Source organism: Leptospira congkakensis (genome assembly GCF_004770265.1).
Classification (GTDB): domain Bacteria; phylum Spirochaetota; class Leptospiria; order Leptospirales; family Leptospiraceae; genus Leptospira_A; species Leptospira_A congkakensis.
The window spans coordinates 940,471-960,421 of the sequence record NZ_RQGQ01000004.1; the positions used below are offsets into that span (position 1 = coordinate 940,471).

General features: G+C 40.1%; 19 protein-coding genes. 3 read left to right on the forward strand and 16 right to left on the reverse strand.

The annotated features are described in order from the left end of the window. Positions 1 to 2: 2 nt before the first annotated feature. Both EHQ70_RS05490 and EHQ70_RS05495 read right to left on the reverse strand, forming a co-directional pair. Positions 3 to 1,151, reverse strand: a complete 1,149-nt coding sequence (locus EHQ70_RS05490; protein WP_135584204.1) for an LIC10775 family protein — start codon at positions 1,149 to 1,151, stop codon at positions 3 to 5. A gap of 2 nt (positions 1,152 to 1,153) precedes the next feature. Beyond that, positions 1,154 to 2,614, reverse strand: a complete 1,461-nt coding sequence (locus EHQ70_RS05495; RefSeq protein WP_135584206.1) for a hypothetical protein — start codon at positions 2,612 to 2,614, stop codon at positions 1,154 to 1,156. Positions 2,615 to 2,707: 93 nt separating this feature from the next. Between EHQ70_RS05495 and EHQ70_RS05500 the strand changes: the two genes are divergently transcribed. Continuing rightward, on the forward strand, positions 2,708 to 2,977 hold the full coding sequence (locus EHQ70_RS05500) for a hypothetical protein (protein ID WP_135584208.1): 270 nt from the start codon (positions 2,708 to 2,710) through the stop codon (positions 2,975 to 2,977). 17 nt (positions 2,978 to 2,994) lie between these two features. Here EHQ70_RS05500 and EHQ70_RS05505 read toward each other — a convergent pair whose 3' ends face one another. From EHQ70_RS05505 to guaB, 3 genes are read right to left on the reverse strand one after another with little or no spacing between them, the layout of a single operon-like run. Beyond that, on the reverse strand, positions 2,995 to 3,675 hold the full coding sequence (locus EHQ70_RS05505; RefSeq protein WP_135584210.1) for a 16S rRNA (uracil(1498)-N(3))-methyltransferase: 681 nt from the start codon (positions 3,673 to 3,675) through the stop codon (positions 2,995 to 2,997). A 4-nt stretch (positions 3,676 to 3,679) separates the two neighbouring features. After that, positions 3,680 to 4,453: an outer membrane lipoprotein-sorting protein gene (locus EHQ70_RS05510; RefSeq protein WP_135584212.1), complete on the reverse strand. Its 774-nt coding sequence runs from the start codon at positions 4,451 to 4,453 to the stop codon at positions 3,680 to 3,682. A 9-nt stretch (positions 4,454 to 4,462) separates the two neighbouring features. Beyond that, positions 4,463 to 5,989 carry an IMP dehydrogenase gene (gene guaB, locus EHQ70_RS05515; RefSeq protein WP_135584214.1) on the reverse strand — a complete coding sequence of 509 codons (1,527 nt, stop codon included), beginning with the start codon at positions 5,987 to 5,989 and terminating at the stop codon, positions 4,463 to 4,465. A 96-nt stretch (positions 5,990 to 6,085) separates the two neighbouring features. Here guaB and EHQ70_RS05520 point away from each other — a divergent pair, with 96 nt between their 5' ends. Beyond that, the gene (locus EHQ70_RS05520; RefSeq protein ID WP_135584385.1) at positions 6,086 to 7,243 is read left to right on the forward strand and encodes a DUF1577 domain-containing protein; all 1,158 of its coding nucleotides are present in this window, start codon (positions 6,086 to 6,088) and stop codon (positions 7,241 to 7,243) included. 1 nt (position 7,244) lies between these two features. Here EHQ70_RS05520 and EHQ70_RS05525 read toward each other — a convergent pair whose 3' ends face one another. The 3 genes from EHQ70_RS05525 to EHQ70_RS18570 all read right to left on the reverse strand — a co-directional run bounded on the left by EHQ70_RS05525 (position 7,245) and on the right by EHQ70_RS18570 (position 10,844). Continuing rightward, positions 7,245 to 9,182 carry a B12-binding domain-containing radical SAM protein gene (locus EHQ70_RS05525; protein ID WP_135584216.1) on the reverse strand — a complete coding sequence of 646 codons (1,938 nt, stop codon included), beginning with the start codon at positions 9,180 to 9,182 and terminating at the stop codon, positions 7,245 to 7,247. A gap of 45 nt (positions 9,183 to 9,227) precedes the next feature. After that, entirely contained in the window at positions 9,228 to 10,487 is a 1,260-nt protein-coding gene (locus EHQ70_RS05530) for an EAL domain-containing protein (protein ID WP_135584218.1), read from the reverse strand. A 192-nt stretch (positions 10,488 to 10,679) separates the two neighbouring features. Then, the gene (locus tag EHQ70_RS18570; protein ID WP_002973824.1) at positions 10,680 to 10,844 is read right to left on the reverse strand and encodes a hypothetical protein; all 165 of its coding nucleotides are present in this window, start codon (positions 10,842 to 10,844) and stop codon (positions 10,680 to 10,682) included. Between the two features lie 79 nt (positions 10,845 to 10,923). Here EHQ70_RS18570 and tmk point away from each other — a divergent pair, with 79 nt between their 5' ends. After that, positions 10,924 to 11,529, forward strand: a complete 606-nt coding sequence (gene tmk / locus EHQ70_RS05535; protein WP_135584220.1) for a dTMP kinase — start codon at positions 10,924 to 10,926, stop codon at positions 11,527 to 11,529. A 2-nt stretch (positions 11,530 to 11,531) separates the two neighbouring features. Here the strand turns inward: tmk and EHQ70_RS05540 are convergent, their stop codons facing one another. From EHQ70_RS05540 to EHQ70_RS05575, 8 genes are read right to left on the reverse strand one after another with little or no spacing between them, the layout of a single operon-like run. Continuing rightward, positions 11,532 to 12,416 carry a class I SAM-dependent methyltransferase gene (locus EHQ70_RS05540; protein WP_135584223.1) on the reverse strand — a complete coding sequence of 295 codons (885 nt, stop codon included), beginning with the start codon at positions 12,414 to 12,416 and terminating at the stop codon, positions 11,532 to 11,534. Positions 12,417 to 12,423: 7 nt separating this feature from the next. Beyond that, entirely contained in the window at positions 12,424 to 13,278 is an 855-nt protein-coding gene (locus tag EHQ70_RS05545; RefSeq protein WP_135584225.1) for a metal ABC transporter permease, read from the reverse strand. Continuing rightward, on the reverse strand, positions 13,271 to 13,984 hold the full coding sequence (locus EHQ70_RS05550; protein WP_135584227.1) for a metal ABC transporter ATP-binding protein: 714 nt from the start codon (positions 13,982 to 13,984) through the stop codon (positions 13,271 to 13,273). Before EHQ70_RS05550 ends, EHQ70_RS05545 begins: the two co-directional genes overlap by 8 nt. Next, entirely contained in the window at positions 13,962 to 14,906 is a 945-nt protein-coding gene (locus tag EHQ70_RS05555; RefSeq protein WP_135584229.1) for a metal ABC transporter substrate-binding protein, read from the reverse strand. The genes EHQ70_RS05550 and EHQ70_RS05555 overlap by 23 nt, the downstream gene beginning before the upstream one ends. 19 nt (positions 14,907 to 14,925) lie before the next feature. Beyond that, a complete protein-coding gene (locus EHQ70_RS05560) occupies positions 14,926 to 16,284 on the reverse strand; it encodes a hypothetical protein (RefSeq protein WP_135584231.1) in 1,359 nt (452 codons plus the stop codon). Positions 16,285 to 16,305: 21 nt separating this feature from the next. Then, entirely contained in the window at positions 16,306 to 17,046 is a 741-nt protein-coding gene (locus EHQ70_RS05565) for a hypothetical protein (protein ID WP_135584233.1), read from the reverse strand. 53 nt (positions 17,047 to 17,099) lie between these two features. Further along, positions 17,100 to 18,056: an amidohydrolase family protein gene (locus tag EHQ70_RS05570; RefSeq protein ID WP_135584387.1), complete on the reverse strand. Its 957-nt coding sequence runs from the start codon at positions 18,054 to 18,056 to the stop codon at positions 17,100 to 17,102. Positions 18,057 to 18,099: 43 nt separating this feature from the next. Further along, positions 18,100 to 19,854 carry an acyl-CoA dehydrogenase family protein gene (locus EHQ70_RS05575; RefSeq protein ID WP_135584235.1) on the reverse strand — a complete coding sequence of 585 codons (1,755 nt, stop codon included), beginning with the start codon at positions 19,852 to 19,854 and terminating at the stop codon, positions 18,100 to 18,102. Between the last annotated feature and the right edge of the window lie 97 nt (positions 19,855 to 19,951).

Genomic DNA, 19,951 nt, shown 5'->3' on the forward strand with positions numbered 1-19,951 from the left:
CATTACTCCTTAACTTCAAATGAACTTCGAATGGTTTGCCAATAAAGGTCTGCCGTTTCCTTTTCTCGTTTGGGATACGACAAGGAGAGAAAGTAACCCCGAGGTGCGTTATAAAGATAATACTCTTTCATCTCCATTGCAACTGAATTTCCAATTTCATCCACCTCTGTCCATTCGCTCAAATATTCCGATTTAGATTCAGTCCGTTTGAATCCCAACTTTCGGATGAGAGCTGGTGTGAGAGAACGCATAGAATCCCAAAACCGAAAATAATTTTTAGTATCTCGGAGTGGTCTTGTTTTATCAAAACTAGAACCTATTGACAAAATGATTTTAGGTAGGTTCTTCTTTTTTTTACCCGAAGTTTGGAGGGTTAACGCTTCTTCCCATTCCGTTTGGCCTTCTGGTAAATAATTAGAGAGAAATTGGACAAATCGTACGATGCGGTAGATAGAATCCCTGTTTTCACCATAAATTCCGAGACGATTCCCAAAAAGTCCCTCATAACGAAGTTTAGACGAAAATCGAATCCGATAACGAAAGGATTCTGATTCTAAAACCAACTGGTCTTTGGGTTTTGCCGATTCCACATAACAACCATAAGGATCGCTGACTAAATCTAAAGGAATGGTTTGGTCTGACCATTCGTTGGCCGCACGGTTTGTGATTTCATTGGAACGAACAAGCCAACCTGGAAAAAAACCAGGTTCTTTCTCCCTTTGCAACCGGTAGCAGAGATGGATTCCTTTTCCGAGAAACACGACATCTTTTTCTTTTCGAACTTCATAAAGTGCCTCTAATTCTTTTGCGGCAATGTCTGCTTCGGTGATCACAGGAAATTCTTTTATGTATTCATCATCGATGAGAAAGCGCATTTGGCCAGCCGGCGAAACCAAATAATTCCGACCATGGGAATCTTTTTTTTTGACCGTAGATTGTTTGTTTTTATGCTCAGAAAGGAAACGATGAAAACTACGACTCTCCTCTTCTTCCGCATCAGGGATCCAAGGTTTTTGCAATAATGGATCTACTATGATATTGGGGTTTGTTTGGGCACCTAACGAGAAAACTTGAATCAATAGGAGTAAAATCAAAGATCCTAATTTTAGGGTAAATTTAGAAAATAGAAGAGAGTAATTCTCCCCTATCATGTTTAAACCTGAAATTTAGATTGGATGAAATTCAGTGCCATTGTAAAGATTTTGGAAAAATCTCGTTTATGGTTTTCGTCCGAAACTCGCGATAAAATTCCTTTTAAAAGAGTTTGTACTTGGGTATAATTGGGAACTTCGTAAAATGCTTTTTGGATATGAGGCCAAGCCATCTTAACCATTTGCATAAATTCAGGACTCCCTTTTTTAAATTCCTGAATCATACGATCTAACGTAAGTTTTACGACTTGGAAATTTTTTAGTTTTTTAACAATACCAACCAAAACTTCACGGCTCAAATCTGATTTGGAACTCATCATTTGAAAAAGAGAATTCCAATCCACGGCTTCGTTTTTTTGTTCTTTTAGAACTTGAGTGCGTAAAGACACAATCGCCTTTTCAAATTCCGAAAGACCTCGTAACCAGTTTTGGTAACCCACTTGGTCAGCTTTGGTTTGGTATCCAGTGATGGTTTGCACAAGATCCATAAATTCTTTCACACCAAAAGATTCTAACCTAGCTAAATTGGGATCAATAGCAACGGCGGGTTCTGGTTCTTCAAAATCAACGTCTATGTCCTGAGAAAAATCATCCGAATCATCGGAGTTTCCTCCCGAACTTTGTGAAGACCTGGAATCAGAATCATCAAATTCTAAATCCTCTATTTCATATTCGTCGGAATTAGATTGGTTGTTAGTTGGTGTTGTTTCAACGACTGGATTGTCTTTGGGATCTGGGCCAATTTTGATGTCTAAGGTTTCGCCCGTGAGAGTATCCCCGAAGGTCTCTACAATTTCCAAAAGAATGGATTTGTCTTTTTCAGGGATGAGAGATTGTTTTTTAACAACAGGCGTTGGCGGGGCATTGGCTATGGCCAAAGCATCGGTAAGAGAGACTGGTTCTTTTTCCGACTCGGCACTGGATGGCATAGAAAGAGCCGCTTTTGCCGATTCCGCCATAAGACCTTTTGGTTCAATGATCTCTCCCGTAAGCGGATTTTCGAGAACGGTAAGAATTCCTTTTTGAGCAAAAACAAAATCTTTAGGATGAGTGACTTGGAGTCTTTCTACGATTTCTTCCGCAATGGAGGCAAAACTAGGAGCCGGTGCATTCGCTAGTTTTTCCAACTCTTGGGCTTTTAGTTTCTCTTGTACTTTATTGAGAACATCGATAAAATTAGAATTTAAATATGTCGAAACCTCGTTTTGAGGCACACCTAACATAGTTGCAAACTGCGGGAGGTGTTCAAAAAATTGGTCGGTCTTTTTGATATTACCCGTCATGTAGGATTTGATCTGTTTTGCGACCTCTTCCACTTTTGCTGGATCCATTTTGCGAGCTTTTAGTAGTTTTTTGAAAATATCGATATGGGCGTGGAAATAGGATAAAAATTCCCCGTAAGCGGTGAATTCAAACTCTCCGTGCGCTTTTTTTTCTAAAACCTTTTTAGAACCGTCTGACATAATAGAATCTCATCCAATGCATAGGAAAAGTCACAAGGGTCAAGATTTTTACGAACCGATTGACGAAATGCAGGGAGAACGGAGTTTAGGAATATGAATCGTTTGTTCGTTTTGTTTGTGTTGTGTTTTGTCATGATCTTCTCTACATCTTGTCAAAAGAGAGAAGACAAAACTGTGGAAAAGAACCTGTTGACTTTCCTGGTGACTTGTACGGGAGGAAGTTTAGAAGCTTGTAATGCTGGTTGTGCTGGTAAATATCCAGACGTAACTGGTGACAATTATCCAGCTGCTTCTGCTTGTTTTACCGCTTGTTCTACTAACTGTAACTTATCTACCACCCTTCTCCTACTTACCAACAAGTAAGACAGGAATTTCTTTTTTTAAGTTCCATACACAAGGAAACTGGCAGCGACAATGCCTGCCGTTTCCGTTCGGAGAACTCCACCAGGAAGAGTGAGTCTTGGGATTTGGTTTTCTTCCATCCAGTTTTCCTCATCTAAATGAAATCCCCCTTCAGGTCCAATCACAGGAATTTTTTCAAGTAAATGATTTGCCGAAAACATTTCAGACCTATGCGGATGAAAGACCACCAAACTATCTTTATGTGACTTCATCCAATCTCCGGCTGGCTCAATGGAAAGTTTGAGTAACTCTGTTTGTTTGGACTGGGCGGCCGCTTCTTTTACGATTTTTTCGGCCCTCTCCAAATTGAATTCTTTGCGAATGGAATGCCGAAAGACTAAAAAGACTACAGCATCGAGTCCAATCTCCGTAACCTTTTGTAAAAAAAAATCGAACCGGTTTCCTTTCGGAAGGGCAATTGCGACGGTTTTCCTTTCTGTTTTTTTAGGAACTTGTGTTTCGTTTAGAAATTTTAATTCTTTGGAATGCGGTGAGAATTGATAATCATAAAGACCACCTTCTCCATCTCGAATTTGGATTATGGTTTCTTCTTTACTGAGTCGTAAGGCTCGGAGGTGCGCTAACTCTTCTGAGAAAAGAGAAATGTTCGGTTTTGGCGAAAATCCAGTCCGAAAAAGAATGAGACCAGGTTCTAACAAGAGTTTAACGACTCAGGTTGTCGACTGCAAAAAGAGAAGCATCCGGGTTTACGGATTTGTCCACTTCTTGGATTTCCCAAACAGTGATACTACCTGTATTCAAATCTAACATTTCCAAACGCGATGCTTTTTGAATTTCTTCTACCTTTCCAGAAACTTCTTTTACTTTCACAGGTCCGTATTTTAAGTTTAAAGTTTTGAATAAAATTCCGTCGCGATCATGAAAGTCAACGCGGTAAGGTTTTAGATCTTTTTTACCTACAAGTAAAACTAATTTTTTATAAAAGTAAGGAAGGATGGGTTTGAGAGAAATTCGGTAATACACCTCTCCACCAATTTCCAAATCCCCATTCACTAACGGATTGTAATTGGCCTGATAGGAATATCCAGAAAGATCCACATAAAAAAATCCAGTTCCCATCAGCGCTTCATACTTTTCATCATCCGTTTTTCGGAACAACTTTGCACTCAGAACATTGAAGAAAAATACATTTTCTCCTTCGTCCTTAGTGAGTAGTTTGGATTCTAATCCCCGCCCCTTTCGATCAAATAGAAGTAGAGCATCTTCCCCATTGAAAAACCTGTTGATTTTCCAAGTTTCAGAAGTTCCGTTCCTACGAATGAGGACGTAAGTACCTTTCACAAGTCCTTTCCCGAAATCCATTTCTCGGTCTAATCTTGCCAAAAGTTCCTGCGCCGACAAACTAGCGTCAGGCGCACCTTGCGCTTCTATCGAACCAAAACTAAAAAAGAATAATAGAACCCAAATTTTTCGCATGTAAGATTGTTATTCCGCTCTCATCGATGGTTTTGTGTAGGAATACAACCCGTGAACACTACCTTGTGCTTGGGCAGATTCCGTTCTTCTTTCGAAACGAAGTTTTCCTTCTCGTAAGGCTTTATGAAGGTCAGTGATATTTTTAAAACCCATATCTTGGAAACTTTGTCTGAGTCCTTGGACTAGATAAGGAATGAGGTTGAGAACTGATCCTTTATCCACAACGTATCCAGAGACACCTTGTGCAACTTTGATCTTTTGGGATTCAGAGAAATACCGTTTGTCCCCACCTTTACTCATTGCTTCTAAACTTGCCATTCCTCGGTATTTCTTTAGACGAATTCCATTTTCATAAAAATACTCACCTGGAGCTTCTTTTGTTCCGGCAAACATAGAACCCATCATACACATAGATGCACCAATGGCGAGGGCGTTGGCAATATCTCCAATATTGGAAATTCCACCATCGGCAATGACAGGAACTCCATGTGCCTGTGCATACTCTGCAGTTTTAAACACTGCCGTCGCTTGCGCACGACCCACGGCCATAGTATCTTGTGTGATACAAATAGAACCAGGACCCATACCAATTCGAAGACCATCAGCACCAGCAGCGATTAAGTTTGCCGCTTGTGCTTTTGTGACAACGTTCCCACCAATCACATCGATGTTTGGAAAATTGGATTTGATCCAATGGATCATCTCCATTTGGTAACTAGAGTTTCCTTGTGCAGAATCAATGATGATAGCATCAACTCCCACTCCCGCAAGAGCGGCCATACGATCACGAGACTCAGGCAAAGTGGAAAGGGCGGCCCCTACTCGTAATCTTTTTTGGTCATCCTTGGAAGATTGAGGGAACTCTTTATTTTTTTTCAGGTCACTACGACAGATGAGTGCGACAAGTTTTCCTTGTTTGTCAACGATTGGCAATTTTCCTTTTTTACTCGTGCGTAGGATGTTATTGGCTTCTTGTAAACTAATTCCAACATTTGCCGTGATGAGTTCTGTTGTCATCACCTTGCCAAGTTTGATGCTACGATCTCTTTCAAAATCCACATCACGGTTGGTCACAATACCAACTAACTTTGTACTGGCGGTTCCATCTTCTGTGATAGGAATTCCACTAAACCCATATTTTTCTTTTACAGCATCTAAATCAGCCAATGTATGTTCTGGTGAAAGTAAGATAGGATCTTTAATGAATCCATTTTCATATCGTTTTACTTTGCGAACAAGATCCACTTGTTCATCGATGCTATTGTTATAATGGATGATTCCGATTCCACCCATTAGCGCTTGTGCAATCGCCATTTCTGACTCAGTGACAGTGTCCATAGGAGAACTCATAAGAGGTCTTTTGAGTGAAATATTTTTGGAAAGTTTGGTTTCTAGTTCTACATCGCTTGGGTTGAAGTCTATATAACCGGGTAGAACTAAAAAGTCCCGATAGGTAAGTCCCATGTTGACCGAGAAGAGCTCTTGTCCGCTGACTCCATCGAGAAGCTCAGATCCAGGTAGGGGTTGATTTGACATAATTATCCTTCCTTTTTCTACTTTAGGCAAGAAAACTCTCCGTGCAAGAGAATTTCAGGGGAAATTCGTCCGATAATAGTGAGTACACAACCTTTTATGGATACACTTGAAAGAAGTAAGCGATCTTTGGATGTTTTTTCCGACACCGAAAAAAAACTCCATGTTTTGACGAAATTTTTATTAAACCAGGAATTAAGCCTAAAGGACAATATTCATTCTGGGGAGAGTTGTTTTTTAAAAAAAGTTTCAGCCGACGGGAACAAAGTACTAGTCAGCGTACGTCCAACCATGTCCCTCTCCGTGGGGCAAAAAATCACCTTATATAAAATTTTAGGAAGATACCTCCACCTAGAATGCACCGTCGAACAAGAAAAGGCGGAGTCTCAATACGTTTTACATTTAGATAAAATTGCCATTGCTAAAAAAGATAGGGAAAGTTCGAGGATTCCTGTTCCCCCAGGTTCTGCTTGGATTACCAACGTAGTTTCCAGTAAGGCAAAAATTGAAACGGATATGTTTCATGTACCAACAGCGGTAAAAGTAAACTTCCAAGACTACGAAACCAAGTTAAAAAACTCCGTAGATTTCATTAAAATCTCTACTTTTAACTCGAGCATTGATAACGAAATCATCCTACAAATCAAAAAAACCAAAAAAGGTCTACTTTTAGAAGACGCTACCGATAGGAAATGTTACGAAGAATCACCTAACGAAGATTTTTTGGTATTTTCCGAAGAAATCGACTTAGATATTAACAAAGAAATCAACAATAGACGAAATCAAAAAATCAGATCAGAACTCATCCTTCCGATCCTTTATCTAACCGATGAAGAAGAGTCTATCCCTATTGGTTATATCCAAATGCAAAGTAAAACAGAGACCTTTGATTTGATGAAAGCCATGGAGATGAAAACTGTATGTTTTGAAATGGTAGACCGAATTCGTCATTCCAACATGATCAAATCAGATGGAAAATTTCCAGTGATTGATATTTCTGAGGGTGGACTCAAAGTGATTGTAGACCATCCAGATTTAATCCAAAGTTTACCCAAACTTTCAGGATTTCAGTTTGATATATTTTTCAAAATGCAATCTCCTCTAACCGCTTTTGGAACTATCAGAACTATTACTAAAAACCATGAAGGCCACCTAACAGTGGGTCTTGCGATTGCAGGCCACTCTTCACGTTCTGGTGAGAAAAAAAGATTTTTAGAAAACGTAGAATTCTTTCGCAAACAAGTTCAAAAACCGTAATCTAAAGTTCACCGTATCCCAAAACTTCCATAGACCATTTTTCTTCTAAAATCCTAGAAGAAAAAGTAATGGCTTCTGGATCCATTTCCAATTTTAGAAATTCAAAATCAGAGTTATCTATTTCTTCGCTATCGATTAAATAAAAAGCTTCTTTGGACGGATTTAATTTTCGGATGTTTTGGTTTGTGATTTTTTCATAAATCAAAAAGGAAGTGGAATCTCCATTTTTATCCCGCCACTTTTTTAATTCATTCCTGTTTTCATCGAAAACAAAAACCAAACGGTGTTGGAGATTCTCTCCCCTATGTGCCAGCGTGCGAGATAAATACGAATTTCGTTTAGCCTCAAGCCCAGTTACCAATTTGGTCACTTCTGTAAGTTTGGGCAGAGACTTTAGTTCGATCACAAAATCAATAGTACAAAATGGTTCTGCCGTAATCCTTTCTTCGATAAGTGATTGGATACGAGAGAGATCTTCTGAAAAATTTTCTGGATGAAACCAAACACTGTGATGGCGGCTACCCTTCCAATCAGAAAGGACTTTCTCTAAATCTGAATTTGATTGCTGCGAATATAAAACTTTGGATTCTTTTAGATCCACATCGATCCGATCATTTCGTTTGGACGAAGGATCACATAAAAATGGTCTTGGAAATTCATCTAATCGTCTTTCTAATAAATCTTCTGCAAAATACAAAGACTCTGTTAAATCGCGGGGACTAAAGGTGGGAGTTTCGATGATCCGATACGGCGGGGTTGGCATAAAGGAAAGGCCTTCTTTTTCAGCATCCCTACGCATAGCAGTTCCCGGAAGCACTGACAAAGGAAAGGCCTGAACCCATTCACCGAGCCCATGTTCCAAAAAGAAATGGATTCCCCTTTCGACATCATCTGGTTTGTCACCGGGTAGGCCAATGATGAGATCAAGTAGTAGTTCCATCCCTTCACCGGCAAGCATCTTTGCCACTTCTGCCACTTTATGAGGGCTACCATACCGTTTGACACGTTTTAAAGTTTCTTCGTTTACCGACTGGAGCCCAAGTTCCACTCGAGTGAATCCCGCCTTACGAAGTTTAGTTGCAAGTTTTGGTGTCACACCTTCCGAACGAAGTTCGGCAAACATGGACATCCGACCATCAGAGTTCACTTCAGCAATGGCATCTAAAAAGTTTTCGAATCCCGGTCGATGGTTGAAGGTGGGGTCCAAAAATACAAGTTCCCTTGCCCCCTTCTCTTTTAGATCCGTGATGAGTTTGATGGTTTCTGGAATGTCTAAGGTTCTAAGATTTTGAGATGATTTAGGATAAAAACAATAAGTACATTGAGACTTACAACCACGAACTGTTTCTAAGTATGTGGATCTTTTTGGATCCACTAACAGATGTCCTGTTGTGTATGGAGATGGAAAATCTGTTAAAGGAAAGTCAGCAGCGGCCGCTTTGCCAAAGGGACTGAGACCTCCTTCTTTTTTTCGGTAAGCCACATTTTCCAATCCTTCTAAGGAAGACTTAGAAAGAACGGATCGCATGAGTTTACGAAAACTATGTTCGGCCTCTCCTGAAACTGCAATGTCATAACCCTCTTCCCCAAGGACATAAGGATTGTCTTCATTGACCTCGGGCCCTCCGATCAGAATGGTTGTTTCCGGGTTTCGTTTTTTGACTTCTTTTGCGATATAAAGGCTACGTTCTGTATTCCATAAATAAAGAGAAAGTCCTAGAAAATCAGGGCCTTCTTTTGTAATTTTGTCTACAAGTTCCTTGTCTCCCAGAGAATCTGTATCTTCCGGTGAAACTACATAAGGAGTGATTCCTTTAACAGGATCCGTTTTGGATTCTAGACAACTTGCTAAACTAGCAGCCGCTAAAGGAACATTTCCCGTGGCTGCAAAGTAGGAAGGAGGCGGAACTGGTAATTGCAAAAATTGTATTTTTGCCATAGCTCTTGCCAGTATCCACCCAGAGAGGGTTTTTCGCAAAACCTTTCAGGATCTTGAAACCACCACATCGATAAATAAAATCAGATTTTCCGATAAGTTTCTAGCGAATGTCCGTAACATCATCCGCTCGGAAATGTCATGGTACATTTGAGAAAGGGTCCAAGCATCCCGACTCGTTTTAGATTTGTGTAAATGTTCAAAAAAATACGGACGAAAGGACCAGTTTTTGCCTAAAAAAGAATAATCCGGTACCATAACTCCCGCCGCATCCCGAGAATAATTGGGAGAAACTTGAAACCCGAGAGTATTTGTGATGTACATCCGAAAGAAATTTCCATCTCCAAATATATTGGTTTCAAAATCACCTTTCCATTCCCAAATCCCATCTTCTTCGGTAAACCCCATGACAATTTCAGAAAGTTTATCTTTCCAAACATTTTCCCATTCAATTTGCCGATTCATTTCCCCTTGTTTGCGGGCATGAAAGTATTCCAATGAAGATTGCATCTCCATTCGATAATCAAATCGTTTGGCAAAATCTAATTCGGGTCTCGCAAAATAAAATCCTTGGATGTATCTTGCTCCATAATTAAGAGAATTATAAAGTTCATCTTCAGATTCAATCCCTTCGAACAACAAACTACTTCCCAAAGACTCACCAAGTTTAGATAGATTGAGTAAAATTTCTTTGAAGTTTCGAGAGAAAGTAGATCGCCTAATCATTTGTAAGTCGACTTTGATAATTTCTGGATGAAACAATCCAATCCGATCTAGGTTACTTGCTTCCGAACCAGCATCATCCACCGCAATGGAGAAACCTTCCTGGCGATAAAGATTTAAAATCGGTCGCAAAAGTTCTAAGTTATGTGGAAACCTTTCTTCTGTAATTTCGATTACGATCCTTTCGGGATCCACACCTGCCTCTCTAACCATAAGAATGGTTTGTGGAAGGGATACCTCCAATTGGAGGAGAGCATGATACATTACATTTGGGGAAATGTTTAAAAATAACTTGGTTTCGGGAGGTGCTTCTTTTGCAAATTTCTGTAAGGCAGCAGAACGAATTTCTTCATCGACCTTTTTCTTCAGGAAAAAAATTTCATCATAACCAAATGTCTGGGATAAAAAGAATTCTCCGAGACTCACAAGTCCTTCTGGTGTAGAAAGACGTCCTAAAAGTTCATATCCGTAAATGCCAGTGGATTCGGACGAGAGGATAGGTTGGAAAACAGGAACCAAGGTTCCCCCTGATAACCAATCTTTCCATTCTCGTAAGAATTTATGACTTTCTCTTTCTGTAATCATAGAGTAATGCAACTTTATAGTGCAAGATCGGTACCAGTAAGCATTGTAGGGAATATTACTGCATTTTGCCTAAAAAAAAGGCAACAGAGAACACGTCGTCAAAAGTGGGGTTTTTGGGTGCCTATAAATTAAGCGAAATGGCATAAAAAAACCACCCAAGTTGCCCGGGGTGGTTTCCGCTTCGAGTAGAAATTACTTAATGTCTCTAGCTCTTGTTTTGAATGAATCATCCAATTTTGGTTTTTTAGAAGGTTTTGGTTCTTCCACCACTGGCGTTTGTTTAACTTCTTCAGAGGCACAGTTAATCATAAATACAGCCAAAAAAGCAATGATCAGCATAGACGAAATTTTTTTCATGTTTTTGCTCCTTAGACTAAATTGTCGAGTTTAGTAAATAAGTCGAGGAAAAAACGACCATTCTTAAAATGGAGGGGATATGCCTCAAAATAATCAGTTCTTTGTCTTTGAAGGGATCGATGGTTCCGGGAAAACCACTGTCTCTCGTTTGGTTTCCGAAGCACTCCTAAAACAATCCATCCCCAATCTCTGGCATAGAGAACCAACAGACAGTGTGCACGGTAAAAGAATCCGAGAATTCTTAGAAGGTAAAATAAAACTAAACAAAGAGGAACAAATTGAAGCCTTTATCGCTGACAGAGAATGTTCTGTAAACGATATCATCTTACCAACGTTAAAGAATGGTAAATCAATTGTACAAGATAGATATTATTTTTCCACCGCTGCTTACCAAGGCCGTGATGAAGAACATGCTGCTGACATTCTATACAAAAATGAAGACAAAGGTTTTCCCGAACCCAACCGTGTTTATTTTTTAGATCTTTCACCTGAAGAAGCACATGAACGAAGAACCACAAGAGGTGGTGCCAAAGAAGTGTTTGATGTTGACTCCGAACAAATTCGTATCTACCAAAATTATTTGGCAATTTTGCCAGAGTCCACAATCTTTGTGGATGCAACTGCGGATTTAGAAGAAGTGGTGGCTTTTTGTGTAGAGGATATTTTGAAATCACTCGAGGGATAAATTTATCCCTTCTTCACCATATAGACCATCATATCACCGATCCCAAACCACTTCACAGCACGATCCATAATCCATTTTCGGAATTTGAAAAAAAAGCCAGCTCCCGCGCGAGAAGTCATCCCACTTCCATAGGTGAAGGAAACTGGATTTTGATACCCGAGATTCAAAAGTAGTTTTTTCAAACCTTTGTAAGAATAATAATAAAGATGTTCGGGAACATTCAAATACCGCCAGGAAAGGCCTGCCAGCTTCGCAAGGATTCCATACCGACAAGTGGAGAGAATCAAAACTCCACCTGGTTTCAAATGGTTTCTAATCTTTTCTAAAGTTTCTTTGGGTTTGTGGAGATGTTCGATGGTAGCCCAAAGAGTGATGGCATCATACTGATTTTGAAACTTCGTATCCCAATCGAGAAAGTTCTCTTGGAAGATATTTAAGTGTAAGGTTTCGCGGGCAAACCGAACCGGGCCATCCGCAATTTCGATTCCGAAAGCATCGTATCCTCTTTCTTTTTGGTAAGCCACAAAATACCCGGCAGCACATCCAATGTCCAATGAGGAAAGTTTTTCTCCCGAAGGTAACTCCGAGAGGCGATCCCTTTCCCAAGAAAAAAAATCCAAATCATTTAGATTGAGTTGGAAAACCCGAGAGATCTCTTTGCGGAGTTTGTCAGAATAATAATTGTCATAACCCCTTTCGGTCCTTTGGGTAAAATAAGAATCATCATAGTATTTTTTAACCGCAAGGAAATCAGGTTGTGGGTTCACTTGGACAAGACCACAAAATTCACAAGAGACGATCGCAAAGGATTCCCCAAGTGGGCTTTCTTTGGTAAAAATAGGACGGAAGCGGTTTTGTCCGCAGGTATTACAAGGGATTAGTTCCACAAATTACCTATCGGACAGATTTGGAAAAAACGGAAGTAGTAAGAAACCGAACCAGATGCAGTAAAAAGGCCAAAACACAAAGGACAAGAATGATACTGGAAGAAGTGGGAAAGTAAATCATTTCCCCATTTCTTTCGAACCCAATGAGTGAAATTAAAAATCCAGAGATGGTGGCAAATACAGAAAACAAAGCACAAACAAGGGTGAGTAGCTTTAAAGAACGAATGATGGGAAGTAGTGCAAATACAGGTAAAATCAAATGAGCAATGCTATAAAAGGTTCCCAGTAAATTTACCGCAACCGTAAGAGAAGCGGCAAGGATGATGTAAAACAAAAGATCAAAAGGAAGAGGATTTCCTACTTGGATTTTGTATTCGTCCCGATCAAAACTGATGAAAAGGAATCGTCTAAAAAAACTCAAATAAAGGATAAAAAAGAAAACAGCGATATAAAGACCGAATGAATCAGCTCTTACTTGTGAAGTTAAAATATCTCCAAAAAAAGCAGCCATCAAATGGTTTTGGACATTCCCACCAAGAGCCAACATGAATTGAGACGCAGCAGAAAAAAATACAAAGAGAATGCCGAGGATCACCTCTTCTTTCATTCCAGGAAGTTTCCTAACATACAAAAGAGGAAATACCAAAACACAGGAAAACAAAACAGGAAAAATTTCTCCTGGCCACTCCATAAACAAGGATAAGGCGACAGAAAAAGTAACCGCTTGGGAAAGGGTAACTCCAAAGAAAGTCATGCCTCGGAGTACAATCAAAATTCCAAGAACGGCCAAAAGGGCACCCACAAGACTACCCACAACCATTTGCGGTAAAAATAAATTCCAACTCGAAAGTATATTAGTCATGATGGTGGCAGTTCGGAGGCCTTTCTCCGCTGGTGATATTGTAGAGTTTTCCTTCGTCTATTTCGAAAATTTCATCAAACCCAAAACCCCAATCATGTTCCAAACTATGTGTGATAAAGAATAAAGACCTGTTACCAGCTTTTAAGTATTCAGAAAGAATCGATTGGAAAAGTTCTCTCGCATTATGGTCCAAAGAATCCATTGGTTCATCTAAAAAAATCAAATTGGCTTTAGTGAGAAGGGAACGAAGGATGAGAACTTTTTGTAACTGTCCTCCACTACAAAGGGAAATTTGTTTTTTCAAATAAGAGCTAACACCCGTTCTTTCAATGAGAGCCATATCTTCATCAGAAAATTTCTTTTTGGGCAAAAAACTCAGTCCAATATTTTTTGGCATCAAAAGTACATCTTGTACTCTAAGTGGAAAATCCAAGGACATTTTTTTTCCTTGGGGAACATAGGAAGTGGCAATCTGTTTTGAAAACTGAATGGAACCAGAAAGCGGAGGGAGTAAATCAGTTAAAGTTCGAAAAAGAGTGGTTTTCCCTGCACCATTCCCCCCAACAAGGGCATAGGTTTTCCCTGGATGGATATGCAAATGGATATCTGAGACAACAGGAAATTCTTTTCGGTATCCCACAGACAAATGGTCTGTATGAATAAAAGAAACGGGGGTATCAGAACTATTTGGTTTTGTCGCTTGCATCACGTATTTTTTGTAACATTATCCTGAGAGTGTCTTCGTAAGTGACAGCTTCAGGAGAACCTCCCACAGAAACTGGTAACGTGACAACCACGGAACCCGGAACCTTGGAGGATACATACTCTGCATACTTTGGATTGTGATAGGGTCCAATCAAGATAATTTTTATCTTTTCGGCAGTCATATAAGAAATGACCTGATCCATATAACGAACAGAAGGTGGAACACCTGGGCGTTCTTCGATCGTTAAGTTGGCGTTAAATTTAAACCGAGAAGCCAAATATACAAATTGGTCATGAAAAACGGCAACTTTCAGACCAAAGTATGGTTCCATTTTTTTCATTTCTTCTTTTGTGAGTTGGATGAGGCGTTTTTTAAAAGAATTAAAATTTCCTTCGTAGTATTCCCCATTCAAAGGATCCACACGAGTCAGAGCATTTTTAATATTTTGAGCCATTTGGATGGCGTTGATGGGATCATTGGAATAATGAGGGTTTCCATAAATATGCATATCCCCCATCGACCGGTCCATCATCACAGTGGGTTCACCCAGAATTTTCACTCCGAAGGAAGTATCACAATACCCTGGTTGACCTTTTTGGATTTTGATATTACGAGACTGTTGTTGGAGGTAAGGAATCCATCCAATTTCTAAATCAAGACCAATCACACAAAGTACGTCTGCTTCACTGAGTTTGACAAGAAAGTCTGGTCTTGTCATTACAAAATGTGGGTCATCGGTTCCGCGAATCATTCCAGAAATTTCGACTCTATCACCTGCAACCTGTTCTGCGATGTATTTGATATCGGGAAGACTTGTCACGAGTGATACCTTAGCCGTTAGATTCGATACAAATGTTATCGAAAACAAAAAACTAAAAATAAAAAATTTGGGAACTTGTTTTGAAAACATTCTCTGTAACATCACTACCTCTTTGTTTTCCTTAATAACTATGTGCGGGATGAGAACCAAGAACCGCAACCGTTTGGATATAAAAACGATATTCTCTAACTTCTTCCTGAGAGGTCCGCGAGTAGTCTTGGATGTATCTTCTTTCGACAGAACCTCTTACCTTTCCAAATTCAGAACTATGGAAAGTCATTTGGAAAGATTGGGCCTCGATTGCATTTTTTGCAGGGTCTCCATTTTTATCAACAAGAGACTTATCTGTAAAATAATCATACCGAAAACCCATAGACCATAATTGGTGAAATTTAAAATCAACAAAAACATAAGCACCCCATTGGTCTTTGGTTGGTGCCTTAAATTTTTGGAAGGTTACCGGATCCATACTAGATGGAAATACTTCTTGTTGGTACCAACCTTCTCCCATTAACATAATCTCACTTAGATTAGACCGGTTCCAACGGAGCACAGCATCGGCCCCATACAATAACCTTTGGTTTTTTCTTTCTGTGGTAGGTTCAAACCGAATGCCTGAAAAACCAAACTGGGTTCCCCAGTTGTTTCCAAAATAATAAAAATGTTTTAAGTGGGCATATAACAAAGGATTATTTTTTTGCACACCGGCATCATGCGAGTGGCCCCATTTGCGTCCATTTGTAGCACCGAGCACAAGTTCTTGAGTGATCCACTTCCAAGGAAAAAGAATACTAAACTCTGCACCCGTATCAATCGCCGATTCCCAACCGATAAATTTTTCATGAACAATCGGTGTCATAGTAAAGGCTCTGTCATGTGCATGGATTTTATTGAGTCTACCTACATCGATAAACATTTGGCCGGCTTTGAGGGAAGTATTAAAAGGTAAAAAAGGAAACTGAACCCAAGCCTCATGGACTTCAAAAAAATACTTACCATTTTCACCGTGAGCGGCACCAATAAAATTAGCACGCATCCACTGGTCGACAGCTCCGTTAAACCCGAATTCGGCGGTACGGATGTCGAGTTGGTTATCGATACGTTCGCCAGTTCCTCTTGGTTTGTTCCTATCCCAAGCTCCAACAATATCAAGGGCAGCATAAGCATCCATCATGAGGTTCTGTGCAGAACGATTGATTTGTTGGTTGGACTGGACAGGAGATGTGATCCCCCGACTGCCTTCGGTTCCTTTTTCTCGTTTTTCTAGATCTTGGAGATCCTTTTCTAAATCAGCTTCCCAATCAGAGTCTTTCGTATCCGTTTTGGATTGTGATACGACCGTATCTTTTTTGTTAGCTGGTGCCTTATCTTCTAATTCTTTTTCCCATTCCGGGACTTCCGCAAAAAGAATCACAGAAAACAAAAGGGAGAGGATCGCTCCCCCTTTTTTGATTTTAGAAAAACGAGAATTTGGTTTCACTTGTAATAATTCTTTTGAAATCTATTGAATGGATGCTGAGGTTCCAATGTTACTGGAATAGATTGTAATCGATTTTACAGTTGCCTTATTGATTCGCAACCCAATTCTATCTCCACCGAAATTAGCAGCCACCGGTTCTTCTTCAAATTGGTAACTGCCTCGGCTGGCAGTGGCACAACTTGATTCCCATCCAAGCACATGGGCGGCTCCACTCTCTTCGTGGACTTCCAAACATAGTGTTTTTTCAGCGGATACTGAAGATACCCAAGATCTTGGAGAAGCCAATGCGGAGTTGGAACCATTGGAAGCGATTTTATTCACAGTGGTAGGAAGGATATGAAACCCTGGGCCGTTTAAGCTCGTAGTGGAAGGAAGAATGGCATCGATGCTCGAATCCCCTTGGGAAAGAACATAAACGATCTCGATACTTGCTTTTTTGTTTCCCCCAAGACTAGACAAGCTAGAAGCAGTTGTATAAACAGTAGAACTTGATCCAGTTCCAACAAGTCCGCCACTGAGAGAAACGGAGGAAGAAGAAAATCCGCTTGCTGCAAGGGCCGCATTAGCATCGCCACGACAAGCAGTGAAATCAATCTTTCTTCCAGAAGCCGGTGCGGAAACATCGGATACCGTACATCCTGCATTCAAAAGAAGAGCAAATAGAGCATCATTATTATCTTTTTTGTCTGACTGAAAGAGTTCAGCACAATTCATCACAGAGAAAAGGATGGTCGAAAATAGAAAAAGTTTGGCAAATTTCATAAATACCTCTGTGGGACTATCATTTGCAACACTGTTGCAAATGCAACCACGTTTCATTTAAAAAATAAGTTTTCTGCGTTCCGGTAGAGAATTTTTTGTTTGGCCAAATCACTAATAGGCAAATCCAAAAGCCGAGTGATGGGGTGGTTTAGGTTGTAGGGAATGTTCGGAAAGTCAGATCCAAAGTAAATTTGGTCCTGGTATCTTTCCAAATAAGAAACGGCAGCATCCACATCTTCTGCTTTCCCCGTCGCAAGGAAGTCCACAAACACCATTGTGGTATCAAGAGCCAAGTTAGGGTATACCTCAAGTAACGAAGCATAAGCGGAGATTTCATTAGCGCCCATATGAGCCACAATGATCTTTAACTTTGGATAGGTTTCTAGAAAAGGTTTAAAAAATTCGATTCCTGTAAACTCACCAGGAAGTGGTGCCGTTCCCGTATGAATCAAAATCGGAATTTGTTTATCCTGCAAATAAAGGAATGTGTCGGTTAGTTCGGGACGATTTAGATCAAGTTTGGAGACTTCACAGTGGAGTTTAAAACCTTGGAACCCGTAATCTTCCACAGCTTTTTTTACGTAAACGAGGACTCCCTCTTCTGGATAAAAAGTTCCAAAGGGAATCGCTCCTTTCCAATTTTTATAATTAGCATAGGTCCAATCATTTAATGAAGAAGCCATACCTGCTTTGTGTGCATAATTTAAAGTAGTAAATCGTTCGATCCCATTATGATGGAGCCTTTCCACTCGTTCGGATTCCGGCAGTCGGTATCCAATGGCCCAGTTCACATTATCAAACCAGCGCCAAATCAGTTTCATCACTGTCTCAGGAAAAAAATGAGTATGGATATCAAAGATATAAGGAATTCCTAAATCACGAATTCGTTTTAAATGGTCTGGAGTTTCCGAATCTAAAATGGGTGGAAGTGAATCTCCCCTCCAAGTAAAAGGAGAAGAGATCCGAGTGTCTGGTTTGTTAGAAGACTCTACATGCTCCCCTTCTCCCATAAAACATGCGTAACAGGGAAGAAGAGGATTTGTATCTGCTTTTTTATGCAGTGACTGGTGCTTTCTTTCCACGAATCTTTGTTAGGTTCGAAGCAAGGATTGCCGAACTATCAAGAATGTATGCGTCTGTAATAGATTTACGATAGTTTCGTCTTTCTACTTTCGAACGACCAATACTTCTTTCGAGTAACAAACTATTGTGGAAACGGGCTGCCGACTCAACCACTTCAAAAGCCAACTCTTCGCGTAGTGGAGTGGAATCGATTTCAGCAAACTCAGCCACAACCGATTCAAATTGTTTGAATAGATCATTTAGGCCATTACTTGCTGTAAAGGTTCCCATTTCTGCTTTCAAGTATTCACGGTAGATTCCTGTTTCTGTCATTCCGGAAACAATTCCCCCGATACAAGCAACCGTTTGGAGTTGTGTGGTTCCTTCATAGATATTAGTGATTCGCACATCACGATAAAGTCGTGCTACATCATAATCCTCTGTGTATCCCGATCCACCATGAATTTGCATAGAATCATAAGCTACGAGGTTTGCCATTTCCGTAATATAGTATTTAGAAAGTGGAGTGAATAGAGAGGCAAGTTTTTCCCATTTCTTAAAGGATTCATCTTTTTTGATGTCCTTTTCAGTAAGACCTTTCATCTTTCCTCGTTCTTCTTTCCAACGATACTGGTCTACTGCGTAACTTGCTTCATACAAAATACAACGCATGGCAGCGACTTCCCGTTCCATTCTTTCCAACATTTTTTTCACAGCAGTGATGTTGTTGATGGTTTTACCAAATTGAACTCTTTCTTCCGCATACTTTTTACCTTCGAAGTAAGCAGCAGTTGCAATCCCCATCGCTTGGGCCGCAATGTTGAGGCGAGCTTGGTTCATCATGGCCATAGAATACTTGATAAGTCCTTTGCCTTCATCACCAATGAGAATTCCCGGACTATTTTCAAAAACCACTTCACAAGTAGGAGAACAATGAAGTCCCATTTTCTTTTCAATAGATGCAACGAATATATCTTTGGAGTGAACTAAAAAGAAAGAAAGTCCACGGGCTCCACTGGTTGTGGTTCCTGTTCTTGCAAGTGTGAGAATGATAGAAGGTGCATTTCCAAACCCACAAGCATGAGTGATGAATCGTTTGGTTCCAGTAATCTTCCAAGTTCCATCTTCGCCTTTCACTGCTTTGGTTTGTAAGTTCGGAAGGTCCGATCCGTAGTTAGGTTCAGTGAGTGCCATCGCACCACAAAGTTCACCGGCTGCCATCTTCGGAACAAATTCATGGATCATTTCATCTGTTCCAAATCGTTCCACAGTTTCTGCAAGGTTCATACAACCAAGAGTGATGGCAAGTGACCCATCTCCACGAGAAACACATTCAGATAACATTGATTGTACGACAGAAGGAAGACCGAGTCCACCGTAATGTCTATGGATTCCGTATGGAAGGAGTCCTGCTGATTTGATTTTTTCTACCACATCGAGCATAGCTTTTGGAAATCCGACTTGGCCGTCTTTGTATTTGAGACCTTCTTCATCCATTTGTTTAGCAATTTGGGAAATGTCGTTTCCGGCAATGTCTCCACCTGCTTCTAAGGTAGAGCGGTAAAATTCAATAGCGTCTTCGTAGTTTCCGGGTGCGAAAGTGAGTTCTTCCTTTCCCGATTTTTGGTATTCTGCAAAGTCTTCGAAACCTTGTTCGTATTGGTCTACCACCTCGTTCCAAGGGGTAAGAGAATCAAAATGATCAATAAGGTCATCGTTATCGTTAAAATAGTTATTGGAAATCATACAGTCGGCTCCTTAAGCAGGACTTTCACAGTTTCACTCAAAGATCAAAAAGGTGAGGAGAATTACAAATAATTTTCCCCTCTTCCCTACTGAACGA